At 52.7% G+C, this 15,360-nt stretch carries 12 protein-coding genes, 2 tRNA genes and 1 rRNA gene; 9 read left to right on the top strand and 6 right to left on the bottom strand.

All coding sequences use genetic code 11. The features are described from left to right. Positions 1-248 precede the first annotated feature (248 nt). From GSQ70_RS09630 to rrf, 3 genes are all read left to right on the top strand, one after another. Positions 249-323: transfer RNA gene (locus GSQ70_RS09630), tRNA-Gly, on the top strand. A 6-nt stretch (positions 324-329) separates the two neighbouring features. Then, positions 330-405, top strand: a tRNA-Thr gene (locus GSQ70_RS09625). A 33-nt stretch (positions 406-438) separates the two neighbouring features. Then, positions 439-554, top strand: a 5S ribosomal RNA gene (gene rrf / locus GSQ70_RS09620). A 190-nt stretch (positions 555-744) separates the two neighbouring features. Here the strand turns inward: rrf and mobB are convergent. Then, positions 745-1,251 carry a molybdopterin-guanine dinucleotide biosynthesis protein MobB gene (gene mobB / locus GSQ70_RS09615; protein ID WP_158782324.1) on the bottom strand — a complete coding sequence of 169 codons (507 nt, stop codon included), beginning with the start codon at positions 1,249-1,251 and terminating at the stop codon, positions 745-747. A 9-nt stretch (positions 1,252-1,260) separates the two neighbouring features. After that, positions 1,261-1,845, bottom strand: a complete 585-nt coding sequence (mobA, locus tag GSQ70_RS09610; protein WP_158782323.1) for a molybdenum cofactor guanylyltransferase MobA — start codon at positions 1,843-1,845, stop codon at positions 1,261-1,263. Positions 1,846-1,921: 76 nt separating this feature from the next. On the opposite strand from mobA, the gene GSQ70_RS09605 reads away from it, so the two are divergent. The 4 genes from GSQ70_RS09605 to polA all read left to right on the top strand — a co-directional run bounded on the left by GSQ70_RS09605 (position 1,922) and on the right by polA (position 7,148). Next, on the top strand, positions 1,922-2,191 hold the full coding sequence (locus tag GSQ70_RS09605) for a YihD family protein (RefSeq protein ID WP_158782322.1): 270 nt from the start codon (positions 1,922-1,924) through the stop codon (positions 2,189-2,191). Between the two features lie 82 nt (positions 2,192-2,273). Beyond that, positions 2,274-3,266, top strand: coding sequence for a serine/threonine protein kinase (locus tag GSQ70_RS09600; RefSeq protein ID WP_158782321.1), 993 nt, complete (start codon positions 2,274-2,276; stop codon positions 3,264-3,266). 47 nt (positions 3,267-3,313) lie between these two features. Continuing rightward, positions 3,314-3,943 carry a thiol:disulfide interchange protein DsbA gene (gene dsbA, locus GSQ70_RS09595; RefSeq protein WP_158782320.1) on the top strand — a complete coding sequence of 210 codons (630 nt, stop codon included), beginning with the start codon at positions 3,314-3,316 and terminating at the stop codon, positions 3,941-3,943. A 418-nt stretch (positions 3,944-4,361) separates the two neighbouring features. After that, positions 4,362-7,148 carry a DNA polymerase I gene (polA, locus tag GSQ70_RS09590; protein ID WP_158782319.1) on the top strand — a complete coding sequence of 929 codons (2,787 nt, stop codon included), beginning with the start codon at positions 4,362-4,364 and terminating at the stop codon, positions 7,146-7,148. Between the two features lie 416 nt (positions 7,149-7,564). Here the strand turns inward: polA and yihA are convergent, their stop codons facing one another. Then, the gene (gene yihA / locus GSQ70_RS09585; RefSeq protein ID WP_158782318.1) at positions 7,565-8,200 is read right to left on the bottom strand and encodes a ribosome biogenesis GTP-binding protein YihA/YsxC; all 636 of its coding nucleotides are present in this window, start codon (positions 8,198-8,200) and stop codon (positions 7,565-7,567) included. Positions 8,201-8,756: 556 nt separating this feature from the next. Between yihA and yihI the strand changes: the two genes are divergently transcribed. Further along, complete coding sequence (yihI, locus tag GSQ70_RS09580; protein WP_158782317.1) at positions 8,757-9,281, top strand: Der GTPase-activating protein YihI; 525 nt, start codon at positions 8,757-8,759, stop codon at positions 9,279-9,281. 270 nt (positions 9,282-9,551) lie between these two features. Then, the gene (gene hemN, locus GSQ70_RS09575; RefSeq protein WP_158785272.1) at positions 9,552-10,910 is read left to right on the top strand and encodes an oxygen-independent coproporphyrinogen III oxidase; all 1,359 of its coding nucleotides are present in this window, start codon (positions 9,552-9,554) and stop codon (positions 10,908-10,910) included. Between the two features lie 76 nt (positions 10,911-10,986). On the opposite strand, the gene glnG is transcribed toward hemN, so the two are convergent. The 3 genes from glnG to glnA all read right to left on the bottom strand — a co-directional run bounded on the left by glnG (position 10,987) and on the right by glnA (position 15,001). Then, on the bottom strand, positions 10,987-12,396 hold the full coding sequence (gene glnG, locus GSQ70_RS09570) for a nitrogen regulation protein NR(I) (protein ID WP_158782316.1): 1,410 nt from the start codon (positions 12,394-12,396) through the stop codon (positions 10,987-10,989). A gap of 7 nt (positions 12,397-12,403) precedes the next feature. Then, a complete protein-coding gene (glnL, locus tag GSQ70_RS09565; protein WP_158782315.1) occupies positions 12,404-13,453 on the bottom strand; it encodes a nitrogen regulation protein NR(II) in 1,050 nt (349 codons plus the stop codon). 138 nt (positions 13,454-13,591) lie between these two features. Then, a complete protein-coding gene (gene glnA / locus GSQ70_RS09560; RefSeq protein ID WP_158782314.1) occupies positions 13,592-15,001 on the bottom strand; it encodes a glutamate--ammonia ligase in 1,410 nt (469 codons plus the stop codon). Between the last annotated feature and the right edge of the window lie 359 nt (positions 15,002-15,360).

Raw genomic sequence — 15,360 nt, 5'->3', positions numbered from 1 at the left:
GCAGACTGTAAATCTGCCGTCATCGACTTCGAAGGTTCGAATCCTTCCCCCACCACCATCCCGACCTTGAGGTTAAGGTTGAACCAGATGAAAAATTTCCATAAATCGTCTGGGGATGGGATACCGATTTTAGACTGAGCACAAGCACAGTCGGAGTCATCAAGCGTATGCGGGTTGACTCGAATAATGAGAATTCTTTTCTTATTATTCATAAGCTACAGACAGAACAGGTAGCAGAGTTCCAGGATGCGGGCATCGTATAATGGCTATTACCTCAGCCTTCCAAGCTGATGATGCGGGTTCGATTCCCGCTGCCCGCTCCAAGCCGTGCTGATATGGCTCAGTTGGTAGAGCGCACCCTTGGTAAGGGTGAGGTCCCCAGTTCGACTCTGGGTATCAGCACCACTAATATGGCATTGAGTTCGGTAAAAGAATTTGCCTGGCGGCTGTAGCGCGGTGGTCCCACCTGACCCCATGCCGAACTCAGAAGTGAAACGCCGTAGCGCCGATGGTAGTGTGGGGTCTCCCCATGCGAGAGTAGGGAACTGCCAGGCATCAAATAAAACAGAAAGGCCACCCTTACGGGTGGCCTTTTTGCTTTCAGACAGGAACCCCGGCCTGACGGCCGGGGTTTTTTGCGTTTACGATCCGGAAATCTTTTGGCAGCCCGCCTCTTAAGTAGCCTTTTAGTCAGGTTTATCTGCACCGACATCTTAAAAAGGTCTCCGTTGCACGGTACTCGTTTTAGCGCTGATCCAACAACCAGGCAGCAATAAAATCAGCAATCTGCTGTGTGTTATTCAGATCCAGCAGCGGAAGTTTCACGGGAATAACACGGTCGCTGGCTACCGCAATAACGTATTTATCCAGTAACTGGGCCAAAGCTTGCTCCTCCCCTCCTCGCCACAGTGCGATCTTCGGAACCGGCTCATGCTTAAATCCTTCCAGCAGAATGATATCCAGCGAAGAGGGATCCATCCGACCGATCAGAAACTGCAAATCAGGTTCGGGCTGTTGCGGAGTTTCAGTGATTAACGCCCAGCGCTGCTGGTTAAAGACCATGACCTGGTCAGCTCCGGCTTTACGTAGCTCAAAGCTGTCTTTGCCTGGCGTATCAATATCCATATTGTGATGGGTGTGTTTGATCAAACCGGGACGGATACCCCGGGCTTTCAAAATGGTAATTAGCTGTTTTAAAAGCGTTGTTTTACCCGTGCCGCTGAAAGCGGTAATTGCTAAAAGAGGGAGCATCAGAGTTCCTCAGGACAAAAGATCTTCAGGGCGGTTAATATTGGCGAAGGCGCCGGGGCAGTCATCAAAAGGGACGCTGTGGCCACCAGCCTGATCAAGAAATAGCATCACCTTCCTCTCACCTTTTGCCAGATAAGCCGCCAGCGGTTCAGCCAGGCTGACATGCAGCAGAGCCAGCGTCGGGTGATCCCGACCGGCTGAGCGTGCCCAGACAGCCGGAGCTGCCTGCTTTGCCTGCCACAGACGTAACACAATATCTGCCGGCAGAGCTGGCGTATCACAGGAAGAAAAGATCGCCCATTCAGTGTCGATATAGTCCAGTGCGGTGAGCATTCCTGCTAACGGACCAGGAAAGTCTGGCAGAGAATCTCCAATTACCGGCAGGCCGCTCTGCTGATAAACAGCAATATTACGGTTAGCGCTGATGCACATTTTGCCTGTCTGAGGGCGTAACCGCTCCAGAACGTGCTGATAAAGCGGTTTCCCGTGATAATCAATCAGCCCCTTATCTTCACCGCCCATGCGGCTGCCGCGCCCACCGGCAAGGATTACTCCCGTCACGGCGGCAGGTGGGAACTGGCAGTTGATAGTCATCACTTTTACACCCTCTTTTAATGTGGGTTTAACCCTGCTACCGTAGCAGCATCGGGAATGGAACAGGAAGCAACCCATGAAATGTCATCGCCTCAATGAACTGCTGTCGCTGCTACAGCCAGCCTGGCAACAGGAACCAGATCTGAATTTAATGCAATTTATACAGAAACTCGCCGCTGAAGCCGGTTTTACTCAGCCCATCGATGAGTTAACGGATGATGTTTTGATCTACCATCTTAAAATGCGTGGCACCGATAAGCATGAAGAGATTCCGGGCCTGAAAAAAGACTATGAAGAGGATTTTAAAACCGCTCTTCTTCGTGCTCGCGGCGTAATCAAAGATTAAATCCCCTCCCTTCATCCGTCGTACCCGCGTTTAATGATATTCTTGAACGTTCATTGATTGCGATTATCTGCGAGTATGCCGGATGAAAGAACCTGCCTTTAACTTTCAAAATTTAAACCCTGACACCATTCTGGATGCGCTCTGGGAAACTGGTATCCGCGTGGAGTCCGGGCTGACCGCGCTGAACAGCTTTGAGAATCGGGTCTATCAGTTTGCCGACGAAGATAAAAAGCGCTACGTGGTGAAGTTCTATCGTCCCCAGCGTTGGTCACAGCAGCAGATTGAAGAAGAGCACCAGTTTACCGCCGAACTGCTGGCTGACGAGGTTCCTGTGGCTGCTCCTCGGGCCCTGCAGGGCAAAACTTTGCACCAGCATCAGGGTTACCTGTTCACGGTGTTCCCAAGCCTTGGGGGCCGCCAGTATGAGACGGATAATTACGATCATCTGGAGTGGGTTGGACGCTATCTTGGTCGGATGCATCAGACCGGACGGAAAAAAATGTTTGCTGCCCGTCCTGCCATTGGTCTGCAGGAATATATCACCGAACCTCTGCAGGTACTTGAGGCCAGTAGCTTAATCCCCGGTAAGCTGAAGGACAGATTATTAACCAGCGTGCGGCTGATCGGCACAACTTTACAAAATTACTGGCATACTCAATGGCAGCCGCTGCGCCTGCATGGAGACTGCCATCCCGGCAACATTCTCTGGCGCGACGGTCCTTTATTTGTTGACCTGGATGATGCCCGCACCGGCCCGGCCGTGCAGGATCTGTGGATGCTGATTAACGGCGACAGCCAGGAACAGCGAATTCAGTGGGACATTTTGCTGGAAGCTTACAGTGAATTCAGTGAGTTCGACGCACATGAATTGTCACTGATTGAGCCTTTACGCGCCATGAGGATGGTTTATTATCTGGCGTGGGTTGTTCGCCGCTGGCAGGATCCGGCGTTTCCGGCAAATTTCCCGTGGATGACGGATGAGGATTTCTGGCTCCGGCAGATTTCCACTTTTAACGAGCAGGCCAGACTGTTGCAGGAGCCACCATTGCAGCTGATGCCCGCATTCCAGGGCTGATCGCCTTTTCCGATCCGCCCCCTTTGTTGTCAGGAGAGAGTTTTTAAATGAAAAAGATTTTATTTGCGCTGGTTGGAATGGTTCTGGCTTTCAGCGCCTCGGCAGCCCAGTTTACCGATGGTCAGCAGTACGTCACCCTGCAGAAACCCGTTTCTGGTGAACCTCATGTCATGGAGTTCTTCTCTTTCTACTGCCCGCACTGCTATGAGTTTGAGCGCGTCTGGCACGTTAGCGACACCGTAAAGAAAAACTTACCGGCTGACACCAAAATCACCAAATACCACGTTGAATTCCTCGGCGGTGACATGGGGAAAACCGTGACTCAGGCCTGGGCTGTGGCCATGGCGCTGGGCGTGGAAGATAAAGTGACTGCGCCAATCTTTGATGGCATTCAGAAAACCCAGACCATCACCGATCCGGCCAGCCTGAAAGAAGTCTTCGTTAAGGCTGCTGCTATTACCCCGGAACAATATGACGCAGCATGGAACAGCTTCGTGGTGAAATCACTGGTCGCTCAGCAGGAAAAAGCGGCGGAAGACGTTGATTTGCGCGGCGTTCCTGCGATGTTTGTTAACGGAAAATATATGGTTAACAACGGCGGTCTGGATACCAGCTCAATGGATAACTATGTTCAGCAATATGCTAACGTGGTGAAATTCCTGCTGACGCAGAAGTAAGCCTGGTTTTATCCGACGCCGGCTGCTGACCGGCGTTGTTGTTTCCCTTCTTTTTATTGTCAGTTCCTGGAATAAACTGCCAGCCCCAGGCGGTTTTTTCAGTAAGAGATCCTGTTCGTTCACGCCGCTTAATAATTAATATCCACACAGAATCAATTCCGCAAAACCTGAAGTTTATCCTGGAGAAAAACATTAACCACATGATTTTAAATATATTTTGTTAAGGGTGCTCGCTCATTCCCTGCATATAACAATACGTTAGCAAATTTACGCACAAAGTTATCCACAACTTATTATTGCGCGCCGCGCCACAAATGCCGATTGACGTACAAGTTAATACGCGGAGTTATTTCATTTTTGGGGCTTAGCTGTGGCATCCTAACCTCATTGATAAAACCAACGAAGAACGTGACGACTAATGGCACAAATTGCAGAAAACCCGCTTATTCTGGTAGATGGCTCTTCTTATCTTTACCGCGCTTATCATGCGTTTCCTCCGCTGACCAACAGCTCAGGAGAACCAACCGGTGCCATGTACGGCGTGTTGAATATGCTGCGCAGCCTGCTGTTGCAATATAAGCCCAGCCACGTCGCGGTGGTTTTTGATGCCAAAGGCAAAACGTTCCGTGATGAACTTTTTGAACATTACAAATCTCACCGTCCACCGATGCCGGACGATCTGCGGGCACAGATTGAACCGCTGCACAATATGGTCAGAGCTATGGGGCTGCCTTTGCTGGCGGTTTCCGGCGTGGAGGCGGATGACGTCATTGGAACGCTGGCACTCGAAGCAGGCAAGCTCGGCAGGCCAGTGCTGATCAGCACCGGTGATAAAGATATGGCGCAACTGGTGACGCCGGGTATCACGCTGATTAACACCATGAATAACGCCATTCTCGGCCCGGATGAAGTGGTGGAGAAATACGGTATCCCTCCGGCATTGATTATCGACTTCCTCGCCCTGATGGGTGACTCCTCGGATAATATTCCGGGCGTGCCAGGCGTGGGTGAGAAGACCGCTCAGGCGCTGCTGCAGGGCCTGGGCGGCATTAAAGATATCTATGAGAATCTGGACAAAGTCGCTGACCTCTCTTTCCGCGGAGCGAAGACGATGGCAGCCAAACTGGAGCAGAACAGGGAACTCGCTTTCCTCTCCTACCAGCTGGCGACTATTAAAACCGACGTTGAACTTGAGCTTACCTGCGATCAGCTGACGGTCAGCGAACCGGCAGTGGAAGAGCTGCTCGGTCAGTTCCGCCATTACGAATTTAAGCGCTGGATCACCGACCTGGAAGAAGGTAAATGGCTGCAGGGGAAAAAGAGCAACCCTCAGGCACAGAAAGCGCTGGCTGAAAAAGTGGAAGAGCAGGCTGAGGCAACCAGTGTTCTTTCTGCGGATGGTTACGTTACTATCCTCGATGAAGAGACTTTTGCCGGTTGGCTGAAAAAGCTCAAGGCCAGCAAGCTGTTCGCCGTCGATCTGGAAACAGACTCCCTGGATACTCTCACCGCCACTATTGTCGGTCTCTCCTTTGCTGTTGCGCCAGGAGAAGCGGCTTATCTGCCGGTGGCTCATGATTATCTCGATGCGCCAGCCCAGTTGGATCGCGACAGCGTGCTGGAACGTCTCAAGCCGCTGCTGGAAGACAGCAAGCTGTTGAAGGTTGGTCAGAACCTGAAGTATGACCGTGGCGTGCTAAAGAATTACGGCATCGAGCTGCAGGGTATCAAATTCGACACCATGCTGGAGTCCTACGCGCTGAACAGCGTCTCAGGACGCCATGATATGGATACTCTTGCCTCGCGCTGGCTGCACCACAAGACGGTAAGCTTTGAAGATATTGCGGGTAAAGGCAAAAAACAGCTGACCTTTAACCAGATAGCACTGGAGCAGGCGGCACACTATGCAGCCGAAGACGCCGATGTCACGCTTCAGCTGCACCTTAAAATGTGGCCAGAGCTGGAAAAGGAGCAGGGGCCAAAGCAGGTCTTCGAAACGATTGAGATGCCGCTGGTTACCGTTATCTCGCGCATCGAACGTAATGGCGTGCTGATCGATCAGGGTATCCTGGCTCAGCATTCTCAGGAGCTGACCACGCGGTTGGGAGAACTGGAGCTGAAAGCGCACGAGCTGGCTGGCGAGCCGTTCAACCTCTCTTCTCCCAAGCAGCTGCAAACCATCCTGTTTGAAAAGCAGGGGATCAAGCCAACTAAAAAAACCCCGGGTGGCGCACCCTCCACCAGTGAAGAAGTGCTGGCCGAGCTGGCGCTGGATTACCCGCTACCTAAAGTGATTCTGGAGCACCGTGGCCTGTCCAAGCTGAAGTCGACCTATACCGACAAGCTACCGCAGATGATCAATCCGCTGACCGGACGGGTCCACACCTCTTATCATCAGGCGGTGACGGCAACGGGCAGACTCTCCTCCACCGATCCTAACCTGCAAAACATCCCGGTGCGCAATGATGAAGGACGGCGGATTCGGCAGGCCTTTATTGCTTCGAAGGGGCATCAGATCCTCGCGGCCGATTATTCACAAATCGAACTGCGGATCATGGCCCATCTCTCCCAGGATAAGGGGCTGCTGAAGGCTTTCTCGGAAGGACAGGATATTCACCGTGCCACTGCCGCTGAGGTGTTTGGTATGGCGCTGGAAAAAGTCACCGGCGAGCAGCGCCGCAGCGCCAAGGCCATTAACTTTGGTCTGATCTACGGCATGAGCGCGTTTGGCCTGTCCCGCCAGCTGAATATCGGCGCTGGTGAGGCGAAGAAATACATGGATCTCTACTTCGAGCGCTATCCTGGCGTGTTGGAGTATATGGAAAGCACTCGTGAACAGGCTGCGGAGAAAGGCTATGTCTCCACGCTTGATGGTCGTCGCCTCTACCTGCCAGATATTAAGGCCAGCAATGTGATGCGTCGTAAAGCCGCCGAGCGTGCGGCCATCAACGCCCCAATGCAGGGCACGGCAGCCGATATTATCAAGAAAGCGATGATTGCCGTTGATGGCTGGCTGACGCCACAGGCCAACCCTGACGTGAAGATGATTATGCAGGTACACGATGAACTGGTGTTTGAAGTGAAAACCTCAGAGGCGGAGGCGGCAACAGCGAAAATCCGCGACCTGATGGAGAACAGCATGAAGCTTGATGTGCCGCTGCAGGTTGATGTCGGGGTAGGCGATAACTGGGATCAGGCGCACTGATAACTCGCTGGTACTGACAAACGAGGCTGATTTCTTAATGAATTCAGCCTCTTTTTTTCGCCATAAGAAATCGCTTTGGTTAATCGGTTCAGCTTTGACTGCTTTTTAATCGCGCTTAGCTCTTCACCTAAGCGGTTATCGTGAAAGCATTTTTTTTGTAATTTAGCTACAGGCAATGCTTTTTTCTGTGAACTGAGTTGGATAACGCAGGGTGTTTTATGAAAATTAACTACAAAAAACCCTTTTGAGGGCCGAAAAAATCATGTAGAGTTTAAGGCGTAGGGTACAGAGGTAAGATGTTCTATCTTTCAGACCTTTTACTTCACGTAATCGGATTTGGCTGAATATTTAGCCGCCCCAGTTGTTATGACTGGGGCGTTTTTTATTGGGCGCGGTTCAGGCCCGCAGGCCTGATTTTACTCTTCTGCGAACTCTTCTTCAGTTGCCGGCGGCAGCTCACTGTACCAGCTGTCCAGTTTGGCGCTCAGCTTATCGATGCCGATTTTCTTCAGTGAAGAAAACATCTCAACCTGAACATCACCGACAAAGCTCTTCGCCGCTTCACGCACCATGTTCAGCTGCGCTTTACGCGCGCCGGAAGCCAGCTTATCGGCTTTGGTCAACAGCACCAGCACTTCAATACCGCTCTGCACCGCCCAGTTGATCATTTGCTGATCCAGATCTTTCAGTGGATGACGGATGTCCATCAGCACCACCAGGCCTTTCAGGCACTGGCGCTCACGCAGATACTCCGCCAGCGCGCGTTGCCACTTCAGCTTCATCTCTTCCGGAACTTCGGCATAGCCATAGCCCGGTAAATCCACCAGACGATAGCCTTCAGCGACCTGGAACAGATTGATAAGCTGCGTGCGTCCCGGTGTTTTACTGGTCCGCGCCAGGCTTTTCTGATTGGTCAGCGTGTTCAGCGCGCTGGATTTGCCCGCATTGGAACGGCCGGCAAACGCCACTTCGATACCGGTATCGGCCGGCAGGTGACGGATGTCAGGAGCGCTGGTAACAAAATGGGTAACGTGATAATTCCAGCCAGACAAAATAGAAACTCCAGATATAAGGTCAATTGCGCAGAGTATACCCTGTATGGATTGAAAGCGCTCAATCGGCCGCGAGTCGCCCGAAGATTTGTAAGAGATCGGCCATTGTTTCTGCCAGCTCTTGTCCATAATTTTATGTGGCTCACAATGCAATATCATTTAAAAACAATGTATTAAATTTAATCCCCTATAAGTGTACGGGAAATTTTTATTAAGCTGCCTTGTGAGTTTGACCATTTAGTCTAAAGTATTTACCAGAACCTGGATGGTTCACTTCAGGATGAAGAGCTCAGGGGGCGTCAGGATGACGCAGAGCAGGGACGGAACGTGTTGAGGATGCAACACACTCAGGGAAAGGATAGCGTCCAGGATGGACGATACGGCAAGGGAAAACCGGGAAGTTGTGTGCTAAAAAGGATGCTGACTAAAGTCAGTCCTTCTGCGGAAGGTGCGAAAAAAGGCGACAGGGTGACCTGGCGCCTTTTTTCTTTGTCTGCTTTCTGCTAGATTCCGCCGCAATTCTATACTGAAGATAAATCGTCTGAGAGCAGAAATCATGAAGCAACCTGCACGCGCGCCCCAGGACAAGAAACCGGCAGCAAAAAACAAACGTAAATCGCGCGATGAAATAAATACCGAAGCGCGCGACCGCAAGCGTGACAAGAAACATCGCGGTAATGCTTCCGGCAGCCGTGCTAATCCTGTGATGCCTGGTAAAAAGGGTGGTAACGCTGGTCAGGAAAAAGACCCACGCATTGGCAGCAAAAAGCCGATTGCGCTGGGCAGTGATGTTCAGCCAGTGAAAAAGGCGACTAAACCAGTAAAACCCGCGCCAGAGAAAAAGCCGCTTCTGACGCCGGAAGAAGAGCTGGCGAAGCTGGAAAATGATGAACGTCTGGATGCGCTGCTGGATCGGCTGGAAAGTGGTGAAACGCTGAAAGCAGAAGATCAGGCATGGCTGGATCAGACTCTTGACCGCATTGATGTGCTGATGGAACAGCTGGGCATTGCGCTGGATGATGACGCCGATGACGAAGAAGCAGAAGAGGATATGTACCGTCTGCTCAAGGGTGGCAACTGATCCCACGGCAGGCATTTCTGACTGGAAATTAAGATGGCGCAAAAAGAGCGCCATCTCTGCAAAAGGTTTCTCTGCTGATGAATTGGCCTGGATCAATTTACCTGCTGATTCTGCTCTGTGGCCTGCTGTGGATGTTGGTTAAACTACGACGTCTGTCCAGTCGTCGATCCCGGCTACGCAGAACGAACGACCGTCCGCCGCTCAGGCAACCTCCTCTCACCCGACGGTCGGCATCCAGACGCCAACGAAGGAGTGAATACCGTGACGCAGATGATTGAATGGGATCAGGCCCTGATTCAGAAGTACAACATCTCGGGTCCCCGCTACACTTCCTACCCCACCGCGCTGGAATTTCACCAGGATTACGACGAGGCGGCTTTTCTGCAGGCCAGCCAGCGTTATCCCGATCGCCCCCTGTCGTTGTATGTCCATATCCCGTTCTGCCACCGGCTGTGTTATTTCTGTGGCTGCAACAAGATAGTGACCCGCCAGCAGCATAAAGCCGATGAGTATCTGCAGGCGCTGGCCATTGAAATTGCCGCACGCGCCAGACTGTTCAGTAACCGCACCGTCACCCAAATGCACTGGGGCGGAGGGACGCCGACCTATCTGAATAAAACTCAGATCAGCCGCCTGATGGATCTGCTGCGTGAGCATTTTAACTTCAGCGCAGAAGCCGAGTTGTCGATTGAGGTCGACCCCCGTGAGATTGAGCTGGACGTGCTGGATCACCTGCGGGCCGAGGGCTTTAACCGTCTGAGCATGGGCGTGCAGGATTTCAATAAAGTGGTGCAGGAGAAGGTCAACCGCATTCAGGACGAAGCAATGATCGTTGCCCTGATGGAGCGTGCCCGGAAGCTGGGCTTCACTTCCACCAATCTGGATCTGATCTACGGCCTGCCAAAGCAAACGCCGGAAAGCTTTGCTTTCACCCTTAAGAAAGTGGCCGCCCTCAACCCGGATCGGCTTAGCGTGTTCAACTATGCACACATGCCGAACTTGTTCGCGGCCCAGCGCAAAATCAAAGATGCCGATCTGCCGGACACCCAGCAAAAGCTCGCCATTCTGCAGCAGTCCATTGCCACTCTGACGGCAGAAGGCTATCAGTTTATCGGTATGGACCACTTTGCCCGTCCCGATGACGAACTGGCCGTTGCCCAGCGTCAGGGGCGCCTGCACCGTAATTTCCAGGGCTACACCACTCAGGGCGATAGTGATCTGCTGGGGATGGGCGTGTCGGCCATCAGCATGATGGGGGACAGCTATGCGCAGAACCAGAAAGAGTTGAAGAGCTGGTATGCCGCGGTGGACCAGCAGCAGACCGCATTGTGGCGTGGACTGAGCCTGACAGCGGATGACTGTCTGCGTCGCGATGTAATCAAAACGCTGATGTGTAACTTCTCACTGAATTATGCCGATTTTGAAACCGCCACGCGGCGTTTTACTGACTACTTTGCTGAAGATCTGACACTGCTGGCTCCCTTTATTGCTGACGGGCTGGTGGAGTGCGACGAGAAGCGCCTTCAGGTCACCGCTAAGGGGCGAATGCTGGTCAGGAATATCTGCATGTGCTTTGACGTTTACCTGCGCCAGAAAGCGCGTATGCAGCAATTCTCGCGGGTGATCTGAATCGGTAGTCTGCCTGCTGACAGACTGAAACAAAAAAGGCCGGACATTCGCCCGGCCTTCTCTAAACAAAACAAATTTATTCCATTCCCAGCTCTTTCAGTTTGCGGGTCAGGGTATTTCGTCCCCAGCCCAGCAACCGTGCAGCTTCCTGCTTATGCCCCTGCGTATGACGCAGAGCGGTGGTCAGCAGCGTACGCTCCATCTCAGGCTGAGCTTCTGACAGCAGGTTTTGATGACCGGAACGCAGGGCGCGATCGGCCCACTGTGCCAACAGTGTTGCCCAACTATCGGGCAGAGACTGCACCGGGTTCTCCGGCGCGGAGGTCTCAAACAACTCTGAAGGCAGATCCTGAATCAGTACTTCCTGGCCTGCGGCCATTACGGTCAGCCAGCGGCAGGTGTTCTCCAGCTGACGCACGTTGCCCGACCAGTGCAGGCGGGTCAGCGCGGTTTCCGTTTCCGGATGCAGGATCTTCGCTTCCACACCCAGCTCACGAGCGGCAACCTGCAGGAAGTAGCGCGCCAGACGAGGAATATCTTCCCGGCGCTCGCGCAGCGGCGGCAGGTGCACGCGGATCACATTGAGACGGTGGAAAAGGTCTTCACGGAATTTGCCTTCCTGCACACGCAGCTCAAGGTTCTGGTGAGTTGCCGCGATAATACGGACATCCACCTTCACCGGCGCATAGCCTCCCACGCGGTAGAACTGGCCATCAGCCAGCACGCGCAGCAAACGGGTCTGCACATCCAGCGGCATATCGCCAATTTCATCGAGGAACAGCGTGCCGCCGTCGGCCTGTTCGAAGCGGCCCTGACGGATCTGGTTCGCCCCGGTAAAAGCTCCTTTCTCATGCCCGAACAGCTCGGATTCGATCAGATCCTTCGGGATAGCAGCCATGTTCAGTGCGATAAAGGGCGCTTTGGCGCGCGGGCTGTGGCGATGCAGAGCGTGGGCAACCAACTCTTTACCTGTACCCGATTCGCCATTGATCAATACGCTGATTGACGAACGGGAGAGACGGCCAATAATGCGGAACACATCCTGCATCGCCGGTGCTTCACCGATGATATCGGTGGTCGGGCCGTTGACCGGTTGATTGCGCGGCTGCTGCTGTTCCTGATAATGACTGATCGCGCGTTCAACCAGCGCCACGGCTTCGTCAATATCGAAAGGCTTCGGCAGGTAATCAAACGCTCCTTGCTGGTAAGCGCTGACCGCAGCATCCAGATCGGAATGGGCAGTCATTATGATGACCGGAAGCATCGGGTGACGCTGTTTTATCTGTTTGAGTAGTGCCAGTCCGTCCATGCCGGGCATACGAATATCTGAAAGTAAAACGTCTGGGGTTTTGCTGGCAAGGGCGTCCAGCACCTCGTTAGCGCTGTCAAAGGTGGCACAGCTTAAACCGGCTCCAGTGAGCGCGCGTTCAAGCACCCAGCGGATGGAGCTATCGTCATCGACGATCCAAACTATCCCTCGTTGCATAGAAACCTCACTGGCGAATAGGCAGATAAACCGAAAATTCAGTGTGACCAGGCCAACTGCTAAATTCTATTTTCCCCGAATGCTGGTCAATCAGGCTGCGCGCGATAGACAGACCTAAGCCGGTCCCACCTTCGCGGCCGCTCACCATCGGATAAAACAGCGTATCCTGCAGTTGTGCCGGAATACCTGGGCCATCATCCTCGACATCGATGCGTGCCACCAGGCGATAACGTACTCCGTGCAGCGTTAACTGGAATGCCGTGCGGGTACGAAGTGTAATAGTGCCGCCTTCTTCACCCAACGCCTGTAAGGCGTTGCGTACAACGTTCAGCAGAACCTGTTCGATCTGATCCGGATCGTGGGGCAACTCCGGCAGGCTGGGATCGTAATCCCGAACCAGCGTCACGTTATCGGGCAGTTCCATCGACACCAGATTGACCACACGTTCAGCCACCTGATGGATACTTTGCGTAACGTGCATGCCTGGCTGCTGCGGGCCAAGCAGGCGATCAACGAGATTGCGCAGGCGGTCTGCCTGTTCGATGATCACCTTGGTATATTCGGTTAAAGACGGATCCGGAAGCGCTTTTGCCAGAAGCTGTGCTGCGCCTCGTAATCCTCCCAGCGGGTTTTTAATTTCATGAGCCAGACCCCGGACCAAATCCCGGGCAGCTACCTGCTGAGCATGTTGAATCTGTTCCTGACTGAGACGGCGCTGATTATCCATCGGGGCCATTTCAAGCAGAATTAAACCATCGGGCAGACGCTGCGCTGTTAAAGACATTATGTGCGCGCGGCTATCTACCACCAGAGTCACTTCACTGTCGGTAAAGCCCTGACCTGCGTTCAGACTCTCGCGCATGACGTCGATATTTAAGGAAAAATATCCCATCAGTTCCGGCAGCGGTGTACCAAACAGCTTGCGGGAGCTTTGCGCTAACAGCTGCTGAGCGGCGGGGTTGGCGTAATGCACCACCAGATCGCTATCGACCAGCAAAATACTGTTAATCAGAGAATTGAGAATCTGCCCAGCATCGGGCAGCGTGCCTGTTGCCATACAGCGTTCTCCTGCACCTTTTTAGTGCATTATAGTCTTGGAACCCGAAAATCGTCTTCCTGAACGATGAATTCGCGGAGAAAAAAGCCCATCCGGAGATGGGCTAAAGTTTCCACGGCAACAAAAACGTCAAACCAGTTAAACGCTGTAGTACAGCTCGAACTCGACCGGATGTGGCGTCATGCGAACGCGGTCCATTTCGGATTTACGCAGTTCGATGTAGGCATCGATGGTGTCGTTAGTGAACACGCCGCCACGAGTCAGGAACTCGCGGTCTTCGCTCAGTGCGTTCAGAGCTTCTTCCAGTGAACCGGCCACTTTTGGAATCTCAGCTTCTTCTTCCGGCGGCAGGTCGTACAGGTTTTTGTCCATCGCGTCGCCAGGATGGATTTTGTTGATGATACCGTCCAGGCCAGCCATCAGCAGTGCAGAGAAGCACAGGTATGGGTTAGCTGCTGGATCAGGGAAGCGAGCTTCGATACGACGTGCTTTCGGGCTGGCAACCACTGGAATACGGATAGAAGCAGAACGGTTACGTGCAGAGTAAGCCAGCATAACTGGAGCTTCGTAACCCGGGACCAGTCGCTTGTAAGAGTTAGTGGTCGGGTTAGACAGGGCGTTGATCGCTTTAGCGTGCTTGATCACACCGCCGATGTAGAAAAGGGCAGTTTCAGACAGGCCGCCGTATTTGTCGCCAGCGAACAGGTTGGTGCCGCCTTTAGACAGTGACATGTGGCAGTGCATACCGGAACCGTTATCACCAAAGATTGGTTTTGGCATAAAGGTCGCAGTTTTGCCATAAGCGTGAGCTACGTTGTGAACAACATATTTGTAGATCTGAATTTCGTCAGCTTTTTTGGTCATGGTGTTGAAGCGGGTTGCCACTTCGTTCTGACCCGCTGTTGCCACTTCGTGGTGGTGAGCTTCAACAACCAGGCCCATCTGCTCCATGGTCAGACACATAGCAGAACGGATGTCCTGTGAAGAGTCGACTGGTGGAACCGGGAAGTAACCGCCTTTCAGACCTGGACGGTGGCCTTTGTTGCCGCCTTCGTATTCTTTACCAGTGTTCCAGGCTGCTTCGATATCGTCGATAGCAACGTGTGAACCGGAAGTGGTCGCGCCAAAGCGCACGTCGTCAAACAGGAAGAACTCTGGCTCTGGTCCAAACAGAACGGTGTCTGCGATGCCGGATGAGCGCAGGAAGTCTTCAGCGCGCTTTGCGATGGAGCGTGGATCACGATCGTAGCCCTGCATGGTGCCTGGCTCGAGGATGTCACAACGGATGATCAGCGTAGGGTCTTCGAAGAACGGATCCAGAACAGCGGTAGTTGCATCAGGCATCAGAACCATGTCTGATTCGTTAATCCCTTTCCAGCCACCGATAGAGGAGCCGTCAAACATTTTGCCTTCTTCGAAGAAGTCAGCGTTAACCTGATGAGCAGGAATAGTGACGTGCTGTTCTTTACCTTTGGTATCGGTAAAACGCAGATCAACAAATTTGACTTCGTGCTCGTTCATCATCGACAGAACGTGTTCAGCGGACATACTTAACTCTCCTGGATTTTGTCATTGTCGTCGTGGTTAGGGATCTTTCCGGTGTACCACTTCGCTTATCTGGCACAGTGAACCGATAATAAAGATCTCTGACAAGCTATCAACCGTTGTGGAAACTGGCATTCTTCTCTTGAATGTTATAAAGCGAAATCTATGCCAACTTTCTTAACTGACTGAAAAAGCGCTATGATGCACCCTCTCGTGAGACGGGAGCTGCACCATGATGGAAGTCGCGCACCATTATGGTGCTACAGAGTGCAGGGTGGGCACCAAAATGGTGCATTTTTTCGATGGAGTGCAATTCCTGCACTGTAAATGGCTGTAAAAGCAATCCTGACAGTTATCTTTAA

The organism is Pantoea sp. BAV 3049, from assembly GCF_009765445.1.
Classification (GTDB): domain Bacteria; phylum Pseudomonadota; class Gammaproteobacteria; order Enterobacterales; family Enterobacteriaceae; genus Erwinia.
The sequence above is the reverse complement of the archived record's forward strand: the minus strand, read 5'-3'. Positions and strand labels throughout refer to the sequence as shown.

Excerpts from the sequence above, each read along its gene's own strand:
- mobB (WP_158782324.1), bottom strand. The coding sequence starts at position 1,251 with ATGCTCCCTCTTTTAGCAATTACCGCTTTCAGCGGCACGGGTAAAACA.
- glnL (WP_158782315.1), bottom strand. The coding sequence starts at position 13,453 with ATGGCAACAGGCACGCTGCCCGATGCTGGGCAGATTCTCAATTCTCTG.
- GSQ70_RS09600 (WP_158782321.1), top strand. The coding sequence starts at position 2,274 with ATGAAAGAACCTGCCTTTAACTTTCAAAATTTAAACCCTGACACCATT.
- mobA (WP_158782323.1), bottom strand. The coding sequence starts at position 1,845 with ATGACTATCAACTGCCAGTTCCCACCTGCCGCCGTGACGGGAGTAATC.
- hemN (WP_158785272.1), top strand. The coding sequence starts at position 9,552 with ATGATTGAATGGGATCAGGCCCTGATTCAGAAGTACAACATCTCGGGT.
- yihI (WP_158782317.1), top strand. The coding sequence starts at position 8,757 with ATGAAGCAACCTGCACGCGCGCCCCAGGACAAGAAACCGGCAGCAAAA.
- dsbA (WP_158782320.1), top strand. The coding sequence starts at position 3,314 with ATGAAAAAGATTTTATTTGCGCTGGTTGGAATGGTTCTGGCTTTCAGC.
- glnA (WP_158782314.1), bottom strand. The coding sequence starts at position 15,001 with ATGTCCGCTGAACACGTTCTGTCGATGATGAACGAGCACGAAGTCAAA.
- polA (WP_158782319.1), top strand. The coding sequence starts at position 4,362 with ATGGCACAAATTGCAGAAAACCCGCTTATTCTGGTAGATGGCTCTTCT.
- glnG (WP_158782316.1), bottom strand. The coding sequence starts at position 12,396 with ATGCAACGAGGGATAGTTTGGATCGTCGATGACGATAGCTCCATCCGC.
- GSQ70_RS09605 (WP_158782322.1), top strand. The coding sequence starts at position 1,922 with ATGAAATGTCATCGCCTCAATGAACTGCTGTCGCTGCTACAGCCAGCC.